Below are 22,602 nucleotides of genomic sequence, written 5' to 3' on the forward strand. Positions count from 1 at the left end.
CCGATAATTCTTAACCGCCGATCGAATCGCGGCGCAGGTCGCGGGCACGGGTGAGGATGATGTCCTCGAGCTTCTGCACCGTCGCGGCCTGGACCGGCGCGGCGACCCAGCCACCGCCCTGCGCCACTTCGCGCACGGCGGTGACGCGCAGCGCATCGGCGCGCAGGTCCTGGTCGAGGATCGCGATCGACACCTTCACGCGCTCGGTCGGAGTCTTGGGATTGACGTACCAATCGGTGATGATCACGCCGCCGGCGCTGTCCGACTGGAGCAGCGGCATGAACGACACCGAATCGAGGCTGGCGCGCCACAGGTAGCTGTTCACGCCGATGGTGGTGACCTGCGAAGGCGCGAGCTTGGCCTGCTCCTTCTTCCTGCCACCGCCGCAACCGGCCAGTGCCAGCGCCGCCGCGGCGCAGATGCCCACGGTCGTCAGCGTGCGCACGGTGAAGAGGCCGTTGTCGGTGCTGGCTTTCATGTTCGTTCCCAAATCCGGTGTCAGAGGCTGCAGACGCGGCGCACGCCGAGCCTGTCGTCAAAACGCCTCTATAACCGCCAGTGGGCCAGCGGCAAGAGCGCCTTTCCGATGCCAAGTCCCAAGCAGGGCAAGGATGAGCGCGTCCTGAACGGAAGGCGCTGCGTCTTTACCCCCGCACTCAGGACGTGTTAATCTGCGACCGTCATCATTTGCAGACCCCGTCACGGCGAGTCTGCCACGGGGCAAAGAGAAGCAGACAGGGGCGTTTGATGAGTACCGAGGGTGAAGGCGCTACCCGAGGAGGCATGAAGGGAAGCCTGCTGCTGGCGGGTTGTGTCGCCCTGCTGGCCCTGCCCAGCGCGGTGCTCGCCTTCTCCACCGACTTCAAGGGCGACACCGCGGCCAATTCGGGACAGATCGATCCGCTGGCGCCCGAGACGACGCAGGAGAACCTGTCGCAGGCCATCGCAATGCGTTCGCTGGCTAAAGGCGATCTTTTTCCATTTACGCCGGCGGGCACGCCCAACCGCCCGGATCGTGCCGTGACCGTCGCCGTCCGCGTCGATCCCGAGGCGGCGCAGGCAATCATCGTCCATGGCCGGTCACCGCTTGCGCAGATCAGCCAGGATCCCGCGCGACTGCGTATCGCGCCCACCGCTTTCAATCTCGGCGTGTCGCGCGGATACCAGAACTTCGCGCAGAACCTCGTCCCGCAGGCGCCCAGCCGGCCAATGGCGGAACTGCCGGACCTCAAGAAGTTCAGCCTTTCACCGGGAACGGCAAAGCAGGACGAGCCGCGCTTCAGCCCGAGGATATCTCTCGACGAGAAGAAGGCGTCAGGTCGGGCCCCGCGCACATTCGCAATCGATGGCAGCGAAGTCGATCTCGGCGGCGCCTATCGCGTCACCGAAAATCTCGATGTGACGGCCGGGGTGCGTTATTCGCAGGATCGTGAACGCCTCGTCCCCCTGACCGACCGGAAACAGGATAGTCAGGCGGTCTATGTCGGAACGCAGTTCAAGTTCTGATACAAGCAATATTGATTGCAAAATCCGCAATCAAGAATGCTGCATTTAGGTCAATGGTCGGCCTTGCCGCCGTCATAATCCTTCCATAGCCTTGTCGTCGGTGGATGCTCACAACGAAAGGCTAAACATATGGCGCGCGTTGCAATTGTAACCGGCGGGACCCGGGGTATCGGCGAAGCTGTGTCGCTCGCACTGAAAGAACGCGGTCACACCGTCGTCGCGAATTACGCCGGCAACGAAGAAAAGGCGGCCGCTTTCACCGAGCGCACCGGTATCCCTTCCTACAAGTGGGACGTGGGTGATTTCGAGGCGACGCAGGACAGCTGCGCGCGCATCGCGTCCGAAATCGGTCCGATCGACATCGTGATCAACAACGCAGGGATCACCCGCGACGGCGTGCTCCACAAGATGAGCTTCGACGACTGGAACGACGTCATGCGCGTCAATCTGGGCGGCTGCTTCAACACCGCCAAGGCGACCTTCTCGGGCATGCGCGAGCGTGGCTGGGGCCGCATCGTCAACATCGGTTCGATCAACGGACAGGCCGGCCAGTACGGCCAGGTGAACTATGCCGCTGCAAAGAGCGGTATCCACGGGTTCACCAAGGCGCTGGCGCAGGAAGGTGCCAAGTACGGAGTGACCGTCAATGCGATCGCGCCGGGCTATATCGATACCGACATGGTCGCCGCCGTGCCGCCGCCGGTGCTGGAGAAGATCGTCGCCAAGATCCCGGTCGGCCGTCTCGGCAGCGCCTATGAGATTGCGCGCGGCTGTGCCTTCCTGTGCTCGGAGAACGCGGCATTCGTCACCGGATCGACGCTGAGCATCAACGGCGGCCAGCATATGTACTGATGGTGGCAGGCAACGCGGCGGCGCAACAACAGGCGCAACTTGAACTCATCGCCCGAAAAGCGTAGGGTTACCGCCGCAAACGACACTGGTCTGTGGCCATGTGGATCAAGCCCTCGCCGCTGCAACGGCGGGGGCTTAGTCGTTTTCGGGCAGAACGCCCTGAACCGAACGTCTGGGGGACACGCTGCAACGCATCCCCCACCCGTTGCCTACTTCCGGCCCTTCACCTCCACCACCTTCAGGATGAGGGTGGCAAAGGCGAACAAGGCCCCAAGGAAGAGGCACAAGTCAGCAAACGACACTGGCTTTTCCTCCAAGGGATCGACGGCAGGAGTGCCGCCGCTGATCACCCTATAGGAAAAATCCTACATGTTCCATATTTGTTCTCATCAAGCGTCAGACGAGTTCGCCCAGCGCTGCCGCGTCGAAGCCCTTCAATTCGCCAGCATTTCCATCACGCACCTTGGAGACCCAGTCGGGATCGGTGATGAGCGCGCGGCCAACGGCGATCAGGTCGAACTCATCGCGTTCCATGCGTTCCACGAGTCGATCGAGGCCGACGCTCGACGAGCCCTCGCCACCGAACGCAGCCATGAAATCGCCGGAAAGTCCCACTGACCCGACGCTGATGGTGGTGGCACCGGTGAGCTTCTTGGCCCAGCCGGCGAAGTTCAACCCGTTCTCGCCGTCGATCTCCGGGAACTCGGGCTCCCAGAAACGGCGCTGCGAACAGTGCAGGACATCTACGCCCGCTTCGACCAGCGGCTCTAGCCAGTCGGCCATGAGGTCCGGAGTCTCGGCAAGGCGCGCGGCATAGTCCTGCTGCTTCCACTGGCTCAGGCGCAGGATCAGGGGATAGCCCGGCCCCACCGCCTCGCGCACCGCCGCCACGACTTCGGCCGCAAAGCGCGAACGCTCACGAATGGTCGCGCCGCCGTAGCGGTCGGTGCGCAGGTTGCTGCCCGACCAGAAGAACTGGTCGATGAGGTAGCCATGCGCACCGTGCAGTTCGACCACGTCGAAGCCAAGCCGCTTTGCATCGGCCGCAGCACGAGCGAACGCGGCCACGCTGTCCGCGATGGCTTCCTCGCTCATCGCCTCGCCGCGCGGGACATCGGGCGCATCGTAGCCCGACGGGCTCTCGACGGGCGCATCGGGCACCCACTCGGTCATGAAGCTCTTGGTCGCGCCGGTGTGCCACAATTGCGGCCCCATGCGGCCGCCTGCTCCGTGCACCGCATCGATTACCTGCTTCCAGCCGCCCAGGGCAGGCTCACCATGGAAGAAGGGGATCCCCGGATCGTTGCGAGAGGCAGGGCGGTCGATCACAGTGCCTTCGGACAGGATCAGGCCGACACCACCTTCGGCCCGGCGGCGGTAATAAGCGGCCTGCGCCTCGCCGGGGATGCCCTCGGCGGCGAAGGCCCGGGTCATCGGCGCCATGACGATGCGGTTGGGAAGGTCCAGCGAGCCGATGCGGAACGGCTTGAACAGAACGTCGGTGGCACTTGCGGTCATTGCGGAGGAACTCCGGTTTGCTGGGGGAGCCACTTAGGTATATATTGGATACTTGACGTCAATGAGGCACCTTATGGTGCGCAAGTATATCCAGGGATACCTTGATGCCGGAATGCGAGCATTTCTCCGTCGATTGCCCCAGCCGCCTGCTGTTCGACCAGATCGCCGACAAGTGGTCGATGATGGTGCTGACGGTGCTCGACGCTGGACCGATGCGCTTCAACGGCATCAAGCGTCATCTGGAAGGCGTGACTCAAAAGGCGCTTACGCAGTGCCTGCGGCGGCTGGAGCGCAACGGCCTGCTGGAGCGACGGGTCATCGCCGCATCCCCCATCGGGGTGGAGTATGAGATCACTCCGCTGGGCCGCTCGTTGCAGACTCCGTTCAAGGCGCTGTACGGCTGGACGATCGCCAACATGGAAGACGTGGAGAAAGCCCGGGTGGAGTACGACCGGCGCCTTGTGGCCTGACCCAGTCAATTCAGACTGGACGAAGGGTCGAGCAGCCGTAAATGCGCCTGCGTCATCAGGCTGACGGAATCTCCGATGACCGCAAGCGCATCATCGATGGCAATGCCGCACCCCACGCTCAGGGGGCCGAGGCCGGTCAGCGCCCGTGCCAGATCCCTGTCGTACGCCTGCAAGCGCTCGACCTCCACTCGGCTCACATCGAACTGCGAGCCCAGGATATATCATGTCTCGCCCGACTCCGCCCGCAACCGTGTCAGGTAGAGCAGGTTCACGAAGGCCGAACCGTCTCGCCGGAAATTGATGATCGGCGCCCTGGCCGACATGGTGTCGTCGTTGTGCAGGAAAGCGCGGAACTTCGCATGGGCTTGCCCATCCCGTGTATCGCCCTGCAGGAAGCGGCAGTTGCGACCGATCACGTCGTCGCTGGAATAGCCGGTCAGTTCGCTGAAACGCTCATTGACGAACAGAAGCGGATGATCCCCCTCGATAGATGCCAGAGCCAGCGCCATCGGCAGCGATGCCAGAAAGTCGCGCAGTTCCGAGGGAACCGTTGTTTCCATCTCAGGTCAACTCCAGCCGAGCAGGCTGAAACGCGTACCAGACCGATGCCGTAAAACGCAACGCCGAGTCGGGAAATTCAAAGTCTTGGCGCCTTGTCTGCGCTCGGCATCCCACATTGGGCATAACGAAAAAGGGCCGCGGTTTCCCGCGACCCCTTTTTGTAGCCGAAGCTCTGAAAGCGATTAACGCTTCGAGAACTGGAAGCTGCGGCGTGCCTTGGCGCGGCCGTACTTCTTACGCTCGACCACGCGGCTGTCGCGGGTGAGGAAGCCGGCTGCCTTGACGGCCGAGCGCAGGGCCGGCTCGTACTTGGCGAGAGCCTGGGCGATGCCGTGCTTCACGGCGCCGGCCTGACCCGACAGACCACCACCCTTGACGGTGGCGATGACGTCGTACTGCTCTTCGCGGCCAGCGACCTGGAAGGTCTGGTTGATCACGAGGCGCAGGGTCGGACGTGCGAAGTAGACTTCCTGGTCACGGCCGTTGACGATGATCTTGCCCGAGCCGGGCTTGATCCACACGCGGGCAACGGCGTCCTTGCGGCGGCCGGTGGCGTAAGCGCGGCCCTGCGCGTCGATCTGCTGCTCGCGCAGCGGAGCGTTCGAGACGGGAGCGGCTGCCACGGTCTCGTCACCGACGGTGACGTTGCCGGCGATGTCCGCGAGGTCGGACAGGCTCTGCACGGTTTCGTTGTCGGACATTATGCGCCCACCTTGTTCTTGCGGTTCATCGAAGCGACGTCGAGCGCTTCGGGCTGGGTGCCACCGTGCGGGTGCTCGGTGCCGGCGTAGACGTGCAGGGCGCGCATCTGGTCACGGCCGAGCGGACCACGGGGAATCATGCGCTCGACAGCCTTTTCAAGCACGCGCTCGGGGAAGCGACCGGCGAGGACCTTGTCCGCGGTGACTTCCTTGATGCCGCCGGCATAGCCGGTGTGCTTGTAGTAGGTCTGCTGCTTGAGCTTGTTGCCCGTGAAGCGCACCTTCTCCGCGTTGATGATGACGACGTGGTCGCCGCAATCAACGTGAGGGGTGAAGCTGGGCTTGTGCTTGCCGCGCAGCAGGTCGGCGATGATCACGGCCAGACGGCCTACAACCAGATTCTCGGCATCGATCAGATGCCACTTCTTCTCCACCTCGGCCGGCTTGATCGACCGGGTGACCTTCGTGAGCGCCTTCATGGCTGGTCATTCCCTATAATTCGAGCGCCAGCCACGGGAGCGAATCCCCTGATAGCGCGGAAGGCGGCCAAATCGTCGAAATGGCTGCGTAAGTCAAGCAATGCGCGGGATTGCAGAGAGGTAAAATAATACCGTGAAGTTTGTGTTGGGACGTTGCCCACCCCTGCCCCCTCCCGCAAGCGGGAGGGGAATGAGAGATTTCCGCTTCGCCCTCCCGCTCATCCTGAGCTTGTCGAAGGAGGGGGGGCCGGGAGGCTTGGCAGCTTGCTGCCTAGCCGGATGGAGTGGGTAGCCGATGGACAGGCCGAAACCTACCCCCGACGTCCGAGCGCATGCGCGCCCCACACCGTCGCGGCGACCAGCAGTGCACCGCAAAGCTGGTGCGCCACGGCGATCCACAAGGTCACGCCGGACCACACCGTGAAGATGCCCAGCAGCACCTGCGTCCCGAACGCACAGTGCACCGCGACCGAGACCAGCCTCTCGTGCTTCGCCTTGAGCCTGCGGCCCATGACGACGAGCACCGCGACGATTGCCCAGGCCCACCAGCGGTGAATGAAGTGCGTGAGGTAGGGATCGTTGACCAGCGAGGAGAAGAACCCGCGCGCCCAATCGACGCCTTCGGGGAAGACGCTGCCCTGCATCAGCGGCCAGGCGTCCCAGCTCCACCAGCCGGCACCGGCGACATAGCCGGCACGCAGGCCCGCCACCATCGCGCCCATGAACAGTTGCAGCGCCAGCATGCCCAGCGCCAGGGCGCCGAAGCGGGTCAGCCGCGCGCGCTGCTCTCCCCGCTCCATCGCCTTGAGGTCCAGCGCAGTCCAGACGAGGCCGCCCAGCGTGAACAGCGCCACCAGCAGATGCGCGGCGAGGCGGAAGTGACTCACCCGGTCGAGCGCCTCGGCGCTGAGGCCGGAGGAGACCATCCACCAGCCGACGACGCCCTGCAGGCCGCCCAGCGCCAACAGCGCCAGCAAACGCGGCTTGTAGCCGCCGGGAATGGTGCGCTTGTACCAGAACCATGCCAGCGGAACCGCGAAGACGAGGCCGATCGTGCGCGCCAGAAGACGGTGGAACCATTCCCAGAAGTAGATGAACTTGTACTGCGCCAGCGTCATGCCTGCCGGGCCGTTGACGTCGAGATACTGCGGGATCTGCTTGTAGCGGGCGAACTCGGCCTGCCACTGGGCGTCGGTAAGCGGCGGGATTGCGCCGGTCAGCGGCTTCCACTGAGTGATGGAAAGGCCCGATTCGGTCAGCCGGGTGATCCCGCCGACCGCGACGATCAGCACCACCAGCACCGCAACACTCAGGAGCCAGCGCACCATCGGGGCGATATCGTCACTTGTCCCGATGATCGGGCGACCGTCGTTTACTCTCATGCGTCTGCTTCTTCCGTCATGCGGGCGATTCCTGCGATTTTGCGGGCATTTGCGCAAGAGGGCGTTCGACGGCACGTGTTTTCGACGAGTCCTGCGTGAAAATTTTGCGTCCGGCCCTTGCGGAATGATACAACGTTACATAGATAGCTGCCCATGCGTACTGCCCTTCTTGCGATTCGTAACCGCCTCGACCGTGCCGGAATCATCCTGAGCGGGCTGTGCGCGGTGCATTGCATCCTGGGCGTCGTGCTTGTCGGCGTGCTGGGGCTGGGCGGTGAAGCGCTTCTTTCACCCAGTATCCACCGCATCGGACTGGCGATGGCTCTGGTCGTGGGCATCATTTCGCTCGGCTTCGGCGTGCTGCGCCACGGGCGGGTCGCGCCGCTGGCGATCGGTGCTTCGGGCCTGACGTTGATGGGCATCGCCCTCCTCGTCGATCACGGGATCGAGGAGACCGTGCTGACGATCGCAGGGGTCAGCCTCGTCGCCTTCGCGCACATTCGGAACTTGCACGGCGCCTGTTGAGCGCTATTCGGCAGCCATGGCTGCCGAAATCCTGCTTACCGTGAATGGCGAACCGCGCCGCATTGCCGCCGGTTCCAGCATCGCCGACCTCGTCGCGCAGATCGGCCTCGACCCGAAGAAGGTCGCGGTCGAGCATAACGCAGAGATCGCGCCGCGCTCGACGCTTGCCGAAGTGACCTTGTCCGATGGCGACGTGCTGGAGATCGTCCACTTCGTCGGCGGCGGCTGATCGGGCCGCCCTGCCCCCGCTTTTCCTGATTCACGCTTCCCCGAAAGGACGCGCTTCGTGACCGATTTCCCCGCTGATACTTGGACCGTTGCCGGTCGTACTTTCACCTCGCGCCTGATCGTGGGCACGGGCAAGTACAAGGACTTCGCGCAGAACGCCGCCGCCGTGGAAGCCTCGGGCGCGGAAATCGTCACCGTCGCGGTGCGCCGCGTCAACGTGTCGGACCCCAAGGCGCCGATGCTGACCGACTTCATCGACCCGAAGAAGATCACGTACCTGCCCAATACCGCAGGCTGCTTCACCGCTGACGACGCCATCCGCACCCTGCGCCTGGCGCGCGAGGCGGGCGGCTGGGATCTGGTGAAACTCGAAGTGCTGGGCGAGGCACGCACGCTTTACCCCGACATGCGCGAGACGCTGAAGGCCACCGAAATCCTCGCGAACGAAGGCTTCTTGCCTATGGTCTACTGCGTGGACGATCCGATCGCCGCCAAGCAGTTGGAAGACGCGGGCGCCGTCGCGGTGATGCCGCTGGGCGCGCCGATCGGCTCGGGCCTTGGCATCCAGAACAAGGTGACCGTGCGCCTCATCGTCGAGGGCGCGAAGGTGCCGGTGCTGGTCGATGCAGGCGTCGGCACCGCTTCGGAAGCCGCCGTGGCGATGGAACTGGGCTGCGACGGCGTGCTGATGAACACCGCCATCGCCGAGGCCAAGGACCCGGTGCGCATGGCCCGGGCGATGAAGCTGGCGGTCGAAGCCGGACGCCACGCCTATCTCGCCGGCCGCATGGGCCAGCGTCGCTACGCCGACCCGTCGAGCCCGCTCGCCGGTTTGATCTGAGCGCCTCCGTACCGAAACGGGACGGCCTTCCCACCTTTCCCGTTTCCGACGGCAAACTGCGCATACAAACCTTTGCATCGTAAACCGTCCAGAAAGGATGATCGTGGTTAAATCCGACTCGTGACGGGGATCTTCCCGACACATCAGGGACAATCACGATGGCCCACACAGGTACGGCTAGTCTGACGATCAACGAACTGCGCGAATTCGCCAGCTTCTCCCCCAGCGAGCAGCGCTACATCCGGCGCAGCCTCGACATCGGCCTCGGCCGCCAGGATGCCTTCAAGCTCTGGGCGCGCGACGAGGACGAACTGGCCTCGATCCAAAAGCAGTACGTCGCCTATCAGGACCTCAAGGCCCTGCGCGCGATGCGGCCGGACGACTACAGCTTCGACGACGTCGACGCCTTCATGGGCAAGCTGGTCCGGATGGCCGCATTCGACCTCGCGCAGGAGCGCCTGACGAGCTTCTCCGCCTTCCGCTTCCTCTACGAGCGCCTGCTCGGCGGCTGGGCGCGGCCGTGGCTCCCGGGGGCCTTCTGCGGAGCCGCAGCACTGCCGCAGATCCGCCCTGACCGCCGCCGCACCCTGCTCCACTCGATCAGCGAAGCCGCCGCCACCGCGCCCGGCTGGTCCGACCGCGAGCCGAGCTTCTATCCCGAATTCATCGAGAAGGAAGCGGCTTAAGCCGGCACCGGCTCGACGACAGAGCCCCCTGCCCGTGCCTTCGCCGCCAGGTTATGGACGTAGTCCAGCTTGGCGACGATCGCGTCGGACAGGTGGAAGGGGTAAAGATCCGGCTGCCCCATCGAGCGGTTGATCGCGTTCATCGCGAAAGAGAGCGGCCCCATCGCTTCGGTCAGCGCACGGGTGTCAGCCGTGTAGGGATTGAAATCCAGCTCCACCTCCAGCCCGACCGCGTCGCCCGGCAGCGGAGCCAGCGACAGGTCGAAACCGCCCGCCGTCGCCAGAACGTCGACGATGTGCAGGTAATGCGCGAAGGTCTCTGCAAAATCCTCCCACGGATGGGAGGTCGCGTAGAAGCTGACGAAAGCGTCGGTCCACACTTTCGACCCATCATCATTGTAGTGCGCCTGCAGCGCCTGTTGATAGTCGATCCGCTCATCACCGAATATCGAGCGGAAAGCCTCCAGTTCGGCCGGATCGGTCTCGACCAGCCGCGACCAGTAGTGGTGGCCCACTTCATGCCGAAAATGGCCGAGCAGGGTGCGATAGGGCTCGCCCATCGCATGGCGCATCCGCTCGCGCTCGGCATCGTCGGCCTCGATCAGGTTGAGCGTGATGACGCCGCCGTCGTGACCGGTGAAGATTCGCGGACTGCCCGCCTGCTCCGCCGCCGCATCGTAGAGGAAATCGAAGGCGAGGCCCTGTGTTCCGGGACCTTCCTCGGCCTTGGTTTCCAGCGGGAGGCCCAGCCTCATCAGCGTGTGGAACAGCCGCCGCTTCGCTGCCTCGATCCTGGCCCATCGGGACGGGACAGAGGGTTCGGACAAGTCGGGAATGGTGCGGTTGTGGCGGCAGGCGCGGCACATCGGCGTCGTGTCGTCGCTCGCCACCAGCCAGTTGCAGATGCGATAATCGTTATTGTTGGCGCATACGACCACTTCGGCCACCTCACCTTCTGCATCGCGCCAGACAGTCGCGCCGTCGGCCAGGAAGCGGAAGCCGTCGATTTCGGGATCGTAGCCAAGGGTGGCCTGGCAGCCGGGGCAAACCCGGACTTCGAAATGATTCAGGCGGCGGCAGTTCGGGCAGGGGAAGGCACGCATGGCGCACTCGCTGTAATTGACGTTTGCCCCGTCAACGCAGGAAGCGCGCCACCGTTTCCTTACGCGCGATAAAGCGCGTCTAACCGAGTGCCGTACCGTTCCTTGAGCTTGTGCCGCCGGATCTTGAGACTCGGCGTCATTTCCTCGTTCTCGATCGAGAACGGCTCGTCGGCGAAGGCGTATTGACGCACCTTCTCGATCACCGAGAGGTCGGCGTTGACCCGGTCGATCGCATTGCGCAGCGCGGTGCGGAACGCCGGAAGCCCCTGCAGCTTGCGGAAATCGAAAGTCTCGCCGTTATCCCGTGCCCACTGCAGCGCCCAGTCGGCGTCGGGTACGATCAGGCCGACGATGTAGGGCTTGCGGTCACCGTAGACCATCGCCTGCGCGATCTCCGGCTGGAGCGTCAGCATCGATTCGACCTTCTGCGGAGAGACGTTGTCGCCCTTGTCGTTGACGATCATGTCCTTCTTGCGGTCGGTGATGGCAATGCGCCCGCGATCGTCGATATGGCCGATGTCGCCGGTATGGAGCCAGCCGTCCTTGAGCACGTTCGCCGTCGCCGCCTCGTTCTGCCAGTAACCCGACATCACGAGTTCCCCGCGCACGAGAATCTCGCCGTCCGCGGCGATCCTGACCTCGACCCCGCGCATCGGCGGGCCGACGGTGTCGAACTTCACGCCGGCAGCAGGACGGTTGCAACTGATGATCGGCCCCGACTCGGTCTGGCCGTAGCCCTGCAGCAGCGTCAGCCCCATCGCGTCGAAGAATACGCCGATCTCCGGATTGAGCGGCGCCCCGCCCGAAACCAGCGCCTTCATCCGCCCGCCGAAGCGGGCGCGGATCTTGGGCCGGAGGGTCCGCTCGATCACCAGGTCGAGCGGATAGTCGAGCAGCCCGCGCTTGCCGTTCAGACGGCGCATGCCCCCACCGATCGCCCAGTCCATGAGGCGGTTGGCAACCGCACCCTGCTTCTCAATCTGCTTCATGATGCGGGTGCGCAGCACCTCGAACAGGCGCGGCACCACGACCATCACGGTCGGGCGCACTTCCTCGATATTGGCGGCGAGCTTGTCGAGGCCTTCCGAATAATAGATCTGCCCGCCCAGCCCGATCGGCAGCCACTGGCCGCCGGTGTGCTCGTAAGCGTGGCTGAGCGGCAGAAACGAAAGGAAAATCTCGCGCTTGTCCGGTCCCCGATCCCAGCCGAAGTCCTGCTCGATGATCTGCGCGGCGCCCGCCACGTTAGACAGCAGCATGCCGTGATGCTGGCGCACCCCGCGCGGCGCGCCGCCGGTGCCGCTGGTGTAGATGATGCAGGCGAGGTCCGTACGGCCGATGCCCGCGATCCGCCGATCGACCTCGGCGCGCGCCGAGGTGGCATCACCTTCGAGCAGTTCGTCCCAGATATGCGTTTCATAGGCCCCGCCCTGCATCGGCACGAGCGGCTCCAGGCCGATGACCTGGCGGCACATGTCGGTCTGCACCACGGCCGGCAGCAGCGCCTTGCCCAGCTTCGCGGTCGAGACGATCGCCGCTCGGGCGCCGGAATTCTCCAGGATGTGGATGTGATCGCGCGTCGTGTTGGTGGTGTAAGTCGGCACCGTCACGCAGCCCGCCGCCATGATCGCAAGGTCGGCAAGGCACCATTCGGGCCGGTTCTCCGAGACGATCAGCACGCGCTCGCCATCCTGCAGGCCCATGCGGCGCAGCGATGCGGCGATCAGGCATACCCGGCGCGCCGCCTCGGCCCAGCTGATCGAGCGCCACTGACCATCGTGCTTGGCCCAGAGCATCGGCGCCTCGCCCAGCGCGTCGGCGCGGGCGAGGAACAGCGACACGACGTTGGCGCTGCTGTCGAAATCGGCAATGTTCATGGCGGCCCCCGGTGTATCCTTACGAACTTGTATTGTAGGCGAACGTCTAGGTGGGCTGGCGGGTTGCCACAAGCTTACTGCGAAACGGCGACACCTTCGGTACGCGGATCGCCCGATCCCATCAGCTTGCCGTCCACCACCAGCACCCCGTTGGTCTTGAGCGGCATCTCCATCGCCCGGACCGATGTGTGGCCGAGCGCCTGTAGCGCCGGTATCATCGCCTCCAGCGGCGAGCCCTTCTCGACGTTGATCGTGTCGCTCGGCGCGAAAAGCACGGGCAGAGCCAGCGCCTTGTCCACCGGCAGCTTCCAGTCGAGCACGCCGACGAGCGCGCGGATGACCTGAACCGGGATCGTCGCCCCGCCTGCGGCGCCGACGACGAACAGCAGCTTGCCGTCGGGGCCATAGACGATGGTGGGCGCCATCGAACTGCGCGGACGCTTGCCGCCCTCGACCCGGTTGGCGACGACCGCGCCGTCCTTTTCAGGCGCAAAGCTGAAATCGGTCAGTTCGTTGTTCAGATAGAAACCGCCGACCATGATGCCCGAACCGAAGGCGCTCTCGATCGTCGATGTCCACGAGGCCACGTCCCCCTGCCTGTCGACGACGACGAAGTGCGAGGTGCCGTGCTCGACGTAATGACGACCCACAGCCAGCTTGGGCGCGGGCAGCCCGGCGCTCACGGTCGGCATCGTCCGATCGGCGGAGATCAGCGCGCCGCGCCGCTTGAGGTACGCAGGGTCGATCAGCGCCGCGACCGGCACCTTCACGAAATCGGGATCGGCAAGGAACAGGTCGCGATCGGCATAAGCCAGCCGCTCGGATTCGGCGATGAGGTGCCAGGCGACCGGCGAGTCCGGCCCGAGCTTGCCGAGGTCGAAGCCCTGCAGCTGGATCAGGGTCGCCAGCACCGTGGTCGCGCCCGAGGACGGCGGCCCCATGCTGCAGATCCTGTAGACGCGGTACTTCGCGCAGGTGCTCGGCCGCTCCTTCGCCGCGAAAGCGGCGATGTCCGCCTCGGTCATCCTGCCGTTCGCGGGGGTTTCGGCCGCGACCTTGGCGGCGATCTCCCGCGCGAGGTCCCCCTTGTAGAACCCTTCCGGCCCCTTGGCTGCGAGCATTTCCAGCGTGCTCGCCAGCGCCGGGTTGCGGATCGTCGTGCCGACGGGGAGCGGCTTGCCGTCCGCGCCGTAGTAGATGCCTCGCGCCTGCGCATCATGGGCGCCGGTGTCGGGCTGCCGCGAGAGTGACTGGAAACCGCGCGGGGACAGCGTGAAGCCTTCGCGTGCAAGGTCGATCGCGGGCTGGAACAGGTCTGCCCATGGCAGGCGTCCATGCTCGGCGTGAATCTTCGCCGCGAGTGCGATGTTGCCCGGCACGCCGACGCTGCGCCCGCCTACGACGGCGGTGCGGAACGGCAAAGGCTGGCCCGAGGCGTCGAGGAAACGCGCGGGGGTCGCAGCCTTCGGCGCAGTCTCGCGCCCGTCCCACGATTCGACCTCGCCCTTCTCGTTGCCGAGCATCAGGAAACCGCCGCCGCCGATGCCCGAACTTTGCGGCTCGACCACGGTTAGCGCCAGCATCGTCGCGATCGCCGCGTCGGTGGCGCTGCCGCCGCGGCGGAGAATCGAGGCCCCCGCCTCCGCCGCACGAGGATCGGCAGCGCTGACCATACCGGCGTCGAAAACGGCAGGTCCGGTTACGGCAGGACTGCTCGCAGTGGGTTGCGAAGGGATGGTCGCCGTCGTCGCGGCACAACCAGAGAGGGCGAGCGAGGCAGTCAGCCCCAGGATCAGCTTTCCGGACATTGCAGAAAGGCTTATTCGGTTCCAACCGCCTCTGCAATCGATGCGAAGCCATCGCGGCGCATCAGTTCGAGCAAGCCCTTGTTGATGGCCTTGGCGATGCCCGGCCCTTCGTAGACCATGGCGCTGTAAAGCTGGACAAGGCTCGCCCCCGCCCGGATGCGCGCCCAGGCGTCCGCCGCATTGGCGATGCCGCCCACGCCGACCAGCGGCACCGCCCCGCCGGTCGCCTTGCGGAAATCGCGCAGGCGCTGCTGCGCCAGATCACGCAGCGGCGCGCCGGAGAGGCCGCCGGTTTCTCCCTTGTGCTGCGAGGCCAGCGGCGGCCGTGAGATCGTGGTGTTGGACACGATCAGCGCGGCCAACTGCTTGTCGATGGCGATTCGCGCGATGGCGTCGATGTCGGCGGGCTCGAGATCGGGTGCAACCTTGAGGAAGACTGGAGGCCGGTGCCCTGCGCCGCAAGCCTCGTCGCGCGATTCGATCACCGCGTCGAGCAGGCCGGTCAGCGCTGATTCGTCCTGCAGGGCGCGCAGACCCGGCGTGTTCGGACTGGAGATATTGACCGCAAGATAGCCCGCCAACGGCGCCATCAGCCGCGCCATGATCGCATAGTCGTTGACGCGGTCGGTCGAATCCTTGTTCGCGCCGATGTTGATGCCGACGACGCCCGGACGCCGCACACGCGCCTCCAGCCGGTAGACCGCTTCCTGCGCGCCGCCATTGTTGAAGCCCATCCGGTTGATGACCGCGCGGTCCTCGACCAGCCGGAACAGGCGCGGCTGCGGGTTGCCGGCCTGCGGCAGCGGCGTGATCGAGCCGACTTCCGCAAACCCGAAGCCCAGGCCGAGCAGCGCGTCCGGCACTTCGCCATCCTTGTCGAACCCGGCAGCCATGCCGACCGGGCCGGGGAAGGCGATTCCCGCCACGGTGCTGGCCAAAGCCGGATCGGTGCGCGGCGCACTGCCGGGGCCGGACAGCTTCAGGGCCTTGAGCGCAAGACCATGGGCCTTCTCGGCCTCGATTCGGAAAAGGGCGGGTCGGATGAGGGAATAGAGCACGAGCGTGCGCATAACGCCCCCGGGAGTGTTGCTCAAACGCTTCTTCTGCTGCGGTGCGAGATGAAAAAGCCCGTTAGGGGTCATCCCGAGCCATCCGGACCTGCGAACGTGTCGCGTTTATACAATAAATCGACCCATCCGGAGCATACACGAGTCCTGCGACCCGAAGGGCTCGTAGCGGGATGCGCTCGAGTTCTTTATAACTTAAGGCGGTTTCCGATTTCGATCGGGAACCGCCTTTTTTCGCGCTTCTTGACGGCAAGCTCCCATAGATCGACCGTTAAGCAAGCCTTTTTCCATGGCTTGCGTATCTTTTGCGACGAGCTATGGCGCGGCAGCGATCAACCGTGCGAACCGCTCGCAGGTGCGAAACGGCCATTGAAACCCGCCGCGCGCTGCACTAGGTGCAAATCGGAAAGAATTGATCCGATTTAAACACAGGAACCAGAAAGCCCGTTCATGCGCCTGTCGAGTATGACAGACTATGCCGTCGTCATAATGTCCGCTGCGGCGCGGCATTGCGGCACCTGTTCGCTCATCGAGCAGGCGGGCGGCAAGCGTGCGCGTATTTCCGCCGCCCAGCTGGCGGAGGAAACCGGCCTGCCTGCTCCTACCGTCCAGAAGCTGGTGAGCAAGCTCTCCGCAGCCGGACTGATGCGGTCGTCGCGCGGTGTCGGTGGGGGTCTGCGACTCGCACGACCTCCCGCCACGATCTCGCTGGCGGACATCGTCGAGGCAGTGGAAGGGCCGATCGCCCTCACCGCCTGCATCGATCGCGCGAAAAGCGATTGCACGCTGGAATCCTGTTGCAACGTAAAAGGCCACTGGCCGCAGGTTAATGCGGCCGTGCGCGGGGCGCTCGCCCAGGTGGCGCTGACCCAGCTCGTCGAGGAAGTTTGAGATGACCGAAGAAACCCTCCCCATCGCGCCAGAACGCGATCAGGCCGCACGCGAAGCCGCCGCCCGCGTCGCCGAGTACGAGCATGGCTGGTCCTCGGACATCGAGCAGGAATACGGTCCCAAGGGACTGTCGGAAGACACCATCCGCTTCATCTCGGCCAAGAAGGACGAGCCGGAGTGGATGCTCGACTGGCGCCTGAAGGCTTACGCAAAGTGGCTGGAAATGACGCCGCCGGACTGGGCGAAGCTCGATATTCCGCCGATCGACTACCAGGAATCCTACTATTGGGCCGCGCCCAAGAAGAAGGATGCGCTCGCCAGCCTCGACGAAGTCGATCCCGAGATCCTGCGCGTCTACGAGAAGCTGGGCATTCCGCTGGAGGAGCAGAAAGTGCTCGCCGGCGTCGAGGGCGCACGCAAGGTCGCGGTGGACGCGGTGTTCGATTCGGTTTCGGTCGCCACCACCTTCCGCAAGGAACTGGAGCAGGCGGGCGTCATTTTCCGCTCGATCTCCGAGGCGATCCGCGAATTCCCGGAGCTGGTGAAGAAGTGGCTGGGCCGCGTGGTGCCAGTCCACGACAACTACTTCGCCACGCTGAACTGCGCGGTCTTCTCGGACGGCACCTTCGTCTACATCCCCGAGGGCGTGCGCTGCCCGATGGAGCTGAGCACCTATTTCCGCATCAATGCGGAGAACACCGGCCAGTTCGAGCGCACCCTGATCGTGGCTGAAAAGGGCAGCTACGTCTCGTACCTCGAAGGCTGCACCGCGCCGATGCGCGACGAGAACCAGCTTCACGCCGCCGTGGTCGAGCTGGTCGCGATGGAGGATGCGGAGATCAAGTACTCCACCGTCCAGAACTGGTATCCGGGCGATGCCAACGGCAAGGGCGGCATCTACAACTTCGTCACCAAGCGCGGCCTGTGCCAGGGCGCGCGTTCGAAGATCAGCTGGACCCAGGTGGAAACCGGCTCTGCCGTGACGTGGAAGTACCCCAGCTGCGTCCTCAACGGCGAGGATTCGGTGGGCGAGTTCTACTCGGTGGCCGTCACCAATAACTACCAGCAGGCCGATACCGGCACCAAGATGATCCACAACGGCAAAGGCAGCCGCTCGACGATCATCTCCAAGGGCATCTCGGCAGGCAAGAGCAACAACACTTATCGCGGCCTCGTCCGCGTAGGTGCGAACGCCGACAATGTGCGCAACTTCACCCAGTGCGATTCGCTGCTGCTCGGCAAGGAGTGCGGCGCGCATACGGTGCCCTATATCGAAGTGCGCAACCCCAGCGCCCAGATCGAGCACGAGGCGACCACCAGCAAGATCAGCGACGACCAGCTGTTCTACGCCATGCAGCGCGGCCTCGACACCGAACAGGCGGTGGCACTGATCGTCAACGGCTTCGCCAAGGAAGTGCTGCAGCAGCTGCCGATGGAATTCGCGGTGGAAGCGCAGAAGCTGCTGGGCATCAGCCTTGAGGGGAGCGTGGGCTGACCCCCCTCCCCCGACATGAATAACGAAGGACCAGAAACCATGACCGCCGCCCGCAAGACTTTGGGCATCAGCCTCGCCTCCAACGGGCCGAAGGCAGACGCCAAGGCCAGCTTTGCCGTCACCGGCACGCGCCTCGAAACGCTGAAGGAGCGCGCCAAGGACCAGCGCCGCAACCCCAGCGAGGCGCAGAAGGCGCTGTGGGCGAAGCTGTCCGGCTCGCAGCTGGGCGGGGTGAAGTTCACGCGGCAGTCGATCGTCGGCTCGGCGATCGTCGATTTCGCCTGCCCTTCGCGCTGGATCGTGATCCAGCTGAGCGCCGAGGATTCCAACCCCGACGTCAACGAACTGCAGGACCGCAAGCTCACCGAAGTCGGCATCCGCGTGCTGCGCTTCTCGGAAGAGGAAGTGCTCGGCCAGGTCGATACCGTGGTCCGCGAAATCAACACCGAACTCAACGTGCCCTTCGACAAGCGCTCCGCGCGCAAGAAGGCTGGCTCGCGTCCGGCAGGGACGTTCGTGAGCGACGAAGGATAAGCCATGCTCAAGATCGATAACCTGACAGCAAACGTCGCCGACAAGCCGATCCTCAAGGGTCTGTCGCTCACCATCAATCCGGGCGAGATCCACGCGATCATGGGCCCCAACGGCGCGGGCAAGTCGACGCTGGGCTACACGCTGGGCGGCCGTCCGGGCTATGACGTGACCGGTGGTTCGGTGGACTTCGCCGGGCAGGACCTGCTCGAACTCGAACCGCACGAGCGCGCTGCTGCGGGCCTGTTCCTGGGCTTCCAGTACCCGGTCGAGATCCCCGGCGTCTCCTTCGTCCAGTTCCTGCGCGAGGCGGCCAATGCCCAGCGCAAGGGCCGCGGCGAGGAACCGCTGTCGGGCGGCGAATTCCTCAAGCTGGCCAAGGAGAAGGCCGGCCTGCTGCGCATGGACATGGACATGCTCAAGCGCCCGGTGAACGTCGGCTTCTCGGGCGGCGAGAAGAAGCGCGCCGAGATGGTGCAGATGGGCGTCCTGAACCCCAGGCTGGCGATCCTCGACGAGACCGACTCCGGCCTCGACATCGACGCGCTGCGCATCTGCGGCGAAGGCATCAATGCGATCATGCGCGCGCCCGACAAGGCGGTGCTGCTCATCACCCACTACCAGCGCCTGCTGGACTACGTGAAGCCGGACTTCGTCCACGTCCTCGCCGCCGGGCGCATCGTCAAGTCGGGCGGCCCCGACCTCGCCCTGCGCCTTGAGGAAGAGGGCTACGAGGCGGTGGTGCAGGAGGCGGCATGAACGTCGAACTGGCCCTCCCCACCCGCAGGCACGAGGACTTCCGCTACTCCGACATCGCGGCGCTGGGCACTGTCTGGCCGATCGTGACCGAGGAGATCGTGGTCGCCGAAGGCGCGGAGCAGACGCTTCAGATCGTCGAGACCGGTGCCGGAGCCGTCGCCCGCCACATCGCCATCACGCTCGGCAAGGGCGCGAAGTTCGATCTTCGCGTGCTGACCGCCGGGCCGGCCTATGGCCGCATCGCGGTGGACGTACGGCTGGCCGAAGGCGCCGACTTCACGCTGGGCGCGGCGCAGCTGGCTACGGCTGAGGAGACGCTGGAAATCGTCACCGAAGTGACCCACGCGGGCCTCAACGCCACCTCCGAGCAGATCGTGCGCACGGTGCTGGCGGGCAAGTCGGTCGGCACGTACCTCGGCCGCATCGCGGTGGAGCGCGGCGCCGACGGCACTGACGCCGAACAGTCGGTCCGCGCCATGCTGCTGGAACGCACGGCGACCGCCAACGCGCGCCCGGAACTGGAAATCTACGCCGACGACGTCAAGGCTGCGCATGGCTGCGCGGTGGGCGAGCTGGACGCGCAGGGCCTGTTCTACCTGATGAGCCGTGGCCTCACCCCGCCGCAGGCCAAGCGCCTGATGCTGCAGGCCTTCATCGCTGAAGCCTTCACCGGCGCGGCGGGCGAAGAGGAACTGAGCGCGGCGGCGATCGCCCGTCTGGAGGCGATCCTGTGAGTCTCGACACCGCAGAACTCGCGCTCAAGAGCCAGTTCCCCGGCCTTGCCGGCGACTGGCACTACCTCGACACCGCCGCCACCGCGCAGAAGCCGCAAGCGGTGATCGACGCCACCGTCGCCGCAATGGGCCGCGACTATGCGACCGTGCATCGCGGCGTCTACGCACGCTCGGCCGACATGACGCTGGCGTTCGAGGCGGCCCGCCGCCGCACCGCCGCGTTCCTCAACGCCGAGGAGGACGAGATCGTCTTCACGCGCGGGGCGACCGAATCGATCAACCTCGTCGCGCAGAGCTGGGCCGCCGCCAATCTCAAGGCGGGCGACCGCATCCTGCTCTCGACGCTGGAGCACCACTCCAACATCGTGCCTTGGCAGCTGCTCAGGAACGGCGTGGAGATCGACGTCTGCCCGCTCGACGCCGAAGGCCGGATCGACCTCGAAGCCGCCGAGCGCATCCTGACGCCCGCGCACAAGCTGGTCGCCTTCGCCCATGTGTCGAACGTGCTGGGCTCGGTGCTCCACGTGGAACACGCCGCGAAGCTGGCGCATGCGGTCGGCGCCAAGCTGCTGATCGACGGTTGCCAGGCCGCCCCGCGCCTCGCGCTCGACGTGAAGGCGTTCGACTGCGACTTCTACGCCTTCTCCGCGCACAAGCTCTACGGCCCGACCGGGATCGGCGTGCTTTGGGCGCGCAAGGAAATCCTCGAGGGGATGCAGCCCTGGCAGGGCGGCGGCTCGATGATCGACAAGGTCACCTTCGAGAAGACCACTTACGCCCCCGCGCCACAGCGCTTCGAGGCCGGCACGCCCAACATCGTCGAGGCCATCGGCATGGCCGCCGCGATGGACTGGCTTGCCGCCATCGGCCTGAACCGCGCCGAAAAGCACGAGCGTGATCTTGCTGTCCTGCTGCGCAGCGAACTGCGCAAGCGTAACGATGTGACGCTGTTCGGGCCGGACGATTCGCTCGGCATCGTCAGTTTTGCGCTCGACGGGGTGCATCCGCACGACCTCGGCACCATATTGGACGAAGAAGGCGTGGCGATCCGCGCCGGGCACCACTGTGCCCAGCCGCTGATGGAACACCTTGGCGTCCCCGCGACGGCGCGGGCCAGCTTCGGTCTCTACAGCGATGAAAGCGATATCGAGGCGCTCCTGAAAGGGATCGAGCGCACCAGGAGAATTTTCGGATGAGTGACCAGAAGCCTGCATTCAGCGTAGAGGAAGTCGATGCGGCTCCCCCCGCTCCGCGTGCGCGCGTGGACGATGCCGTGCCCCCGCCCGAGGAACGCAAGCGCGACTATCTCGATGGGTTCCTCGCCGAAAAGCCACAGGCCATCGATCCGGCCGACCCGGGCGGTGCGATCTACGACGGCGTGATCGATGCGCTGAAGGAGATCTTCGACCCCGAGATCCCGGTGAACATCTACGACCTCGGACTGATCTACGGCGTCGAGGTTTCGCCTGAAGCCTCGGTGCAGGTCATCATGACGCTCACCACCCCCCACTGCCCGGTGGCCGAATCGATGCCGGGCGAAGTGGAACTGCGCGTTTCCGCCGTACCCGGCGTGCGCGACTGCGAAGTGAACCTCGTCTGGGATCCGCCGTGGGACATGGCCAAGATGACCGACGAGGCCAAGCTGGAACTGGGAATGCTGTGAGCGATACCCTCGCCCCTGACCTTGTGATCACGCGCGCCGACTTCGCCGATCCTGCCGACGCGGCGGCGATCGTGGCGATGCTCGACGTCTATGCGCGCGATCCGATGGGTGGTGGCGAACCGCTTTCCGACGACGTGCGCGAACGGCTGGTGCCGGCTCTGGCGCAAGTGCCCGGCGCCTTCGTGCTGCTCGCGCGGCTAGACGGTGAGGCCGTGGGCATCGCCAACTGCTTCACCGGCTTCTCGACCTTCGCGGCGCGCCCTTTGGTCAACATCCACGACATCGCCGTCGCCCCCGGCCATCGCGGCAAGGGCATCGCCCGCGCCCTGTTCGCCGCGATCGAGGTCGAGGCCCGTAAGCGCGGCGCCTGCAAGATCACGCTCGAAGTGCTGAGCGGGAACCAGCGCGCCAAGGAACTCTACGCATCGCTGGGCTACGGCGACTACCAGCTCGACCCCGAAACCGGACACGCGCTGTTCTGGCAGAAGAGGCTCTCATGACCGACACCACCACCAAGACCCGCCCTGCCCGCCCCGCCGCCGTCATCCTGACGCCGAACGCGGAAACCCGCATCGCCAAGCTGATGGGCGAGGCCCCTGAAGGCGCGATCGGCGTGAAGCTGTCCACCCCGCGCCGGGGCTGCTCGGGCCTCGCCTACTCGGTCGACTACGTGACCGAGGAAGCCAAGTTCGACGAGAAGATCGAGACCCCCGGCGGCCTGTTCTACATCGACGGCGCTTCGGTGCTGTACCTCGTCGGCAGCACAATGGACTGGGTAGAGGACGATTTCACCGCCGGTTTCGTGTTCAACAACCCCAACGCCAAGGGCGCGTGCGGCTGCGGCGAAAGCTTCACGGTCTAGGGCCTTCAGGCCCCACCCCGTCCGGCTAGTTCGCTTCGCTCTCAAGCCTCCCGGCCCTCCCGC

The 22,602-nt window shown here is 65.3% G+C and carries 27 protein-coding genes; 16 read left to right on the forward strand and 11 right to left on the reverse strand.

All coding sequences use genetic code 11. The annotated features are described in order from the left end of the window. Nucleotides 1-10: 10 nt before the first annotated feature. Nucleotides 11-478 (reverse strand): DUF3576 domain-containing protein, encoded by a 468-nt coding sequence (locus BES08_RS13205; protein ID WP_008831529.1) that lies wholly within the window; start codon nucleotides 476-478, stop codon nucleotides 11-13. 269 nt (nucleotides 479-747) lie between these two features. Here BES08_RS13205 and BES08_RS13210 point away from each other — a divergent pair, with 269 nt between their 5' ends. Together BES08_RS13210 and phbB are read left to right on the forward strand one after the other, a co-directional pair. After that, a complete protein-coding gene (locus tag BES08_RS13210; protein WP_069708572.1) occupies nucleotides 748-1,506 on the forward strand; it encodes a hypothetical protein in 759 nt (252 codons plus the stop codon). A gap of 129 nt (nucleotides 1,507-1,635) precedes the next feature. Further along, the gene (gene phbB / locus BES08_RS13215; protein ID WP_008831527.1) at nucleotides 1,636-2,358 is read left to right on the forward strand and encodes an acetoacetyl-CoA reductase; all 723 of its coding nucleotides are present in this window, start codon (nucleotides 1,636-1,638) and stop codon (nucleotides 2,356-2,358) included. 396 nt (nucleotides 2,359-2,754) lie between these two features. Here phbB and BES08_RS13220 read toward each other — a convergent pair whose 3' ends face one another. Next, on the reverse strand, nucleotides 2,755-3,876 hold the full coding sequence (locus BES08_RS13220) for an NADH:flavin oxidoreductase (protein WP_069708573.1): 1,122 nt from the start codon (nucleotides 3,874-3,876) through the stop codon (nucleotides 2,755-2,757). Between the two features lie 104 nt (nucleotides 3,877-3,980). On the opposite strand from BES08_RS13220, the gene BES08_RS13225 reads away from it, so the two are divergent. Then, complete coding sequence (locus tag BES08_RS13225; RefSeq protein ID WP_069708574.1) at nucleotides 3,981-4,346, forward strand: winged helix-turn-helix transcriptional regulator; 366 nt, start codon at nucleotides 3,981-3,983, stop codon at nucleotides 4,344-4,346. A gap of 5 nt (nucleotides 4,347-4,351) precedes the next feature. Here the strand turns inward: BES08_RS13225 and BES08_RS34025 are convergent, their stop codons facing one another. The 5 genes from BES08_RS34025 to BES08_RS13245 all read right to left on the reverse strand — a co-directional run bounded on the left by BES08_RS34025 (nucleotide 4,352) and on the right by BES08_RS13245 (nucleotide 7,469). Further along, on the reverse strand, nucleotides 4,352-4,534 hold the full coding sequence (locus tag BES08_RS34025; RefSeq protein ID WP_231958007.1) for a hypothetical protein: 183 nt from the start codon (nucleotides 4,532-4,534) through the stop codon (nucleotides 4,352-4,354). Between the two features lie 33 nt (nucleotides 4,535-4,567). Then, nucleotides 4,568-4,906: a PAS domain-containing protein gene (locus tag BES08_RS34030; RefSeq protein ID WP_231958009.1), complete on the reverse strand. Its 339-nt coding sequence runs from the start codon at nucleotides 4,904-4,906 to the stop codon at nucleotides 4,568-4,570. Nucleotides 4,907-5,089: 183 nt separating this feature from the next. Continuing rightward, a complete protein-coding gene (gene rpsI, locus BES08_RS13235) occupies nucleotides 5,090-5,608 on the reverse strand; it encodes a 30S ribosomal protein S9 (protein ID WP_008831261.1) in 519 nt (172 codons plus the stop codon). Further along, nucleotides 5,608-6,087: a 50S ribosomal protein L13 gene (rplM, locus tag BES08_RS13240; protein WP_008831262.1), complete on the reverse strand. Its 480-nt coding sequence runs from the start codon at nucleotides 6,085-6,087 to the stop codon at nucleotides 5,608-5,610. The genes rpsI and rplM overlap by 1 nt, the downstream gene beginning before the upstream one ends. A gap of 311 nt (nucleotides 6,088-6,398) precedes the next feature. After that, nucleotides 6,399-7,469, reverse strand: coding sequence for a COX15/CtaA family protein (locus BES08_RS13245; protein ID WP_008831263.1), 1,071 nt, complete (start codon nucleotides 7,467-7,469; stop codon nucleotides 6,399-6,401). 153 nt (nucleotides 7,470-7,622) lie between these two features. Here BES08_RS13245 and BES08_RS13250 point away from each other — a divergent pair, with 153 nt between their 5' ends. The 4 genes from BES08_RS13250 (at nucleotide 7,623) to BES08_RS13265 (ending at nucleotide 9,749) form a co-directional block, all read left to right on the forward strand. Then, nucleotides 7,623-7,994, forward strand: a complete 372-nt coding sequence (locus tag BES08_RS13250; RefSeq protein WP_008831264.1) for a MerC domain-containing protein — start codon at nucleotides 7,623-7,625, stop codon at nucleotides 7,992-7,994. Nucleotides 7,995-8,010: 16 nt separating this feature from the next. Next, nucleotides 8,011-8,223 carry a sulfur carrier protein ThiS gene (gene thiS / locus BES08_RS13255; protein ID WP_083274674.1) on the forward strand — a complete coding sequence of 71 codons (213 nt, stop codon included), beginning with the start codon at nucleotides 8,011-8,013 and terminating at the stop codon, nucleotides 8,221-8,223. A gap of 57 nt (nucleotides 8,224-8,280) precedes the next feature. Then, nucleotides 8,281-9,063 (forward strand): bifunctional sulfur carrier protein/thiazole synthase protein, encoded by a 783-nt coding sequence (locus BES08_RS13260; RefSeq protein ID WP_069708575.1) that lies wholly within the window; start codon nucleotides 8,281-8,283, stop codon nucleotides 9,061-9,063. A gap of 158 nt (nucleotides 9,064-9,221) precedes the next feature. Then, nucleotides 9,222-9,749, forward strand: coding sequence for a hypothetical protein (locus BES08_RS13265; RefSeq protein WP_069708576.1), 528 nt, complete (start codon nucleotides 9,222-9,224; stop codon nucleotides 9,747-9,749). Here BES08_RS13265 and BES08_RS13270 read toward each other — a convergent pair. The 4 genes from BES08_RS13270 to BES08_RS13285 form a co-directional block, all read right to left on the reverse strand. Next, nucleotides 9,746-10,852: a zinc-binding metallopeptidase family protein gene (locus tag BES08_RS13270; RefSeq protein WP_069708577.1), complete on the reverse strand. Its 1,107-nt coding sequence runs from the start codon at nucleotides 10,850-10,852 to the stop codon at nucleotides 9,746-9,748. The two genes, BES08_RS13265 and BES08_RS13270, sit on opposite strands and share 4 nt — an antisense overlap. A 59-nt stretch (nucleotides 10,853-10,911) precedes the next feature. After that, nucleotides 10,912-12,729 carry an AMP-dependent synthetase/ligase gene (locus BES08_RS13275; protein ID WP_069708578.1) on the reverse strand — a complete coding sequence of 606 codons (1,818 nt, stop codon included), beginning with the start codon at nucleotides 12,727-12,729 and terminating at the stop codon, nucleotides 10,912-10,914. A gap of 74 nt (nucleotides 12,730-12,803) precedes the next feature. Then, nucleotides 12,804-14,537 (reverse strand): gamma-glutamyltransferase, encoded by a 1,734-nt coding sequence (gene ggt / locus BES08_RS13280; RefSeq protein WP_069708579.1) that lies wholly within the window; start codon nucleotides 14,535-14,537, stop codon nucleotides 12,804-12,806. Between the two features lie 11 nt (nucleotides 14,538-14,548). Further along, nucleotides 14,549-15,607 carry a quinone-dependent dihydroorotate dehydrogenase gene (locus tag BES08_RS13285; protein ID WP_069708580.1) on the reverse strand — a complete coding sequence of 353 codons (1,059 nt, stop codon included), beginning with the start codon at nucleotides 15,605-15,607 and terminating at the stop codon, nucleotides 14,549-14,551. A gap of 447 nt (nucleotides 15,608-16,054) precedes the next feature. Between BES08_RS13285 and BES08_RS13290 the strand changes: the two genes are divergently transcribed. Genes BES08_RS13290 through BES08_RS13330 form a run of 9 tightly spaced genes read left to right on the forward strand, consistent with a single transcriptional unit; the run spans nucleotide 16,055 to nucleotide 22,539 of the window. Then, nucleotides 16,055-16,495, forward strand: a complete 441-nt coding sequence (locus BES08_RS13290; protein ID WP_008829384.1) for an SUF system Fe-S cluster assembly regulator — start codon at nucleotides 16,055-16,057, stop codon at nucleotides 16,493-16,495. Nucleotide 16,496: 1 nt separating this feature from the next. After that, nucleotides 16,497-17,990 carry a Fe-S cluster assembly protein SufB gene (sufB, locus tag BES08_RS13295; protein WP_069708581.1) on the forward strand — a complete coding sequence of 498 codons (1,494 nt, stop codon included), beginning with the start codon at nucleotides 16,497-16,499 and terminating at the stop codon, nucleotides 17,988-17,990. A 39-nt stretch (nucleotides 17,991-18,029) separates the two neighbouring features. Then, nucleotides 18,030-18,524 carry an endonuclease domain-containing protein gene (locus BES08_RS13300; protein WP_069709257.1) on the forward strand — a complete coding sequence of 165 codons (495 nt, stop codon included), beginning with the start codon at nucleotides 18,030-18,032 and terminating at the stop codon, nucleotides 18,522-18,524. Nucleotides 18,525-18,527: 3 nt separating this feature from the next. Continuing rightward, on the forward strand, nucleotides 18,528-19,280 hold the full coding sequence (sufC, locus tag BES08_RS13305) for a Fe-S cluster assembly ATPase SufC (protein WP_069708582.1): 753 nt from the start codon (nucleotides 18,528-18,530) through the stop codon (nucleotides 19,278-19,280). Continuing rightward, nucleotides 19,277-20,014 (forward strand): SufD family Fe-S cluster assembly protein, encoded by a 738-nt coding sequence (locus BES08_RS13310; RefSeq protein ID WP_069708583.1) that lies wholly within the window; start codon nucleotides 19,277-19,279, stop codon nucleotides 20,012-20,014. The genes sufC and BES08_RS13310 overlap by 4 nt, the downstream gene beginning before the upstream one ends. Further along, on the forward strand, nucleotides 20,011-21,210 hold the full coding sequence (locus BES08_RS13315) for an aminotransferase class V-fold PLP-dependent enzyme (RefSeq protein ID WP_069708584.1): 1,200 nt from the start codon (nucleotides 20,011-20,013) through the stop codon (nucleotides 21,208-21,210). The genes BES08_RS13310 and BES08_RS13315 overlap by 4 nt, the downstream gene beginning before the upstream one ends. Further along, nucleotides 21,207-21,677, forward strand: coding sequence for an SUF system Fe-S cluster assembly protein (locus BES08_RS13320; RefSeq protein WP_008829378.1), 471 nt, complete (start codon nucleotides 21,207-21,209; stop codon nucleotides 21,675-21,677). The genes BES08_RS13315 and BES08_RS13320 overlap by 4 nt, the downstream gene beginning before the upstream one ends. After that, nucleotides 21,674-22,177 carry a GNAT family N-acetyltransferase gene (locus tag BES08_RS13325; protein WP_069708585.1) on the forward strand — a complete coding sequence of 168 codons (504 nt, stop codon included), beginning with the start codon at nucleotides 21,674-21,676 and terminating at the stop codon, nucleotides 22,175-22,177. The genes BES08_RS13320 and BES08_RS13325 overlap by 4 nt, the downstream gene beginning before the upstream one ends. Then, nucleotides 22,174-22,539, forward strand: coding sequence for a HesB/IscA family protein (locus tag BES08_RS13330; RefSeq protein WP_069708586.1), 366 nt, complete (start codon nucleotides 22,174-22,176; stop codon nucleotides 22,537-22,539). Before BES08_RS13325 ends, BES08_RS13330 begins: the two co-directional genes overlap by 4 nt. Nucleotides 22,540-22,602: the final 63 nt, after the last annotated feature.

The organism is Novosphingobium resinovorum, from assembly GCF_001742225.1.
GTDB lineage: Bacteria > Pseudomonadota > Alphaproteobacteria > Sphingomonadales > Sphingomonadaceae > Novosphingobium > Novosphingobium resinovorum_A.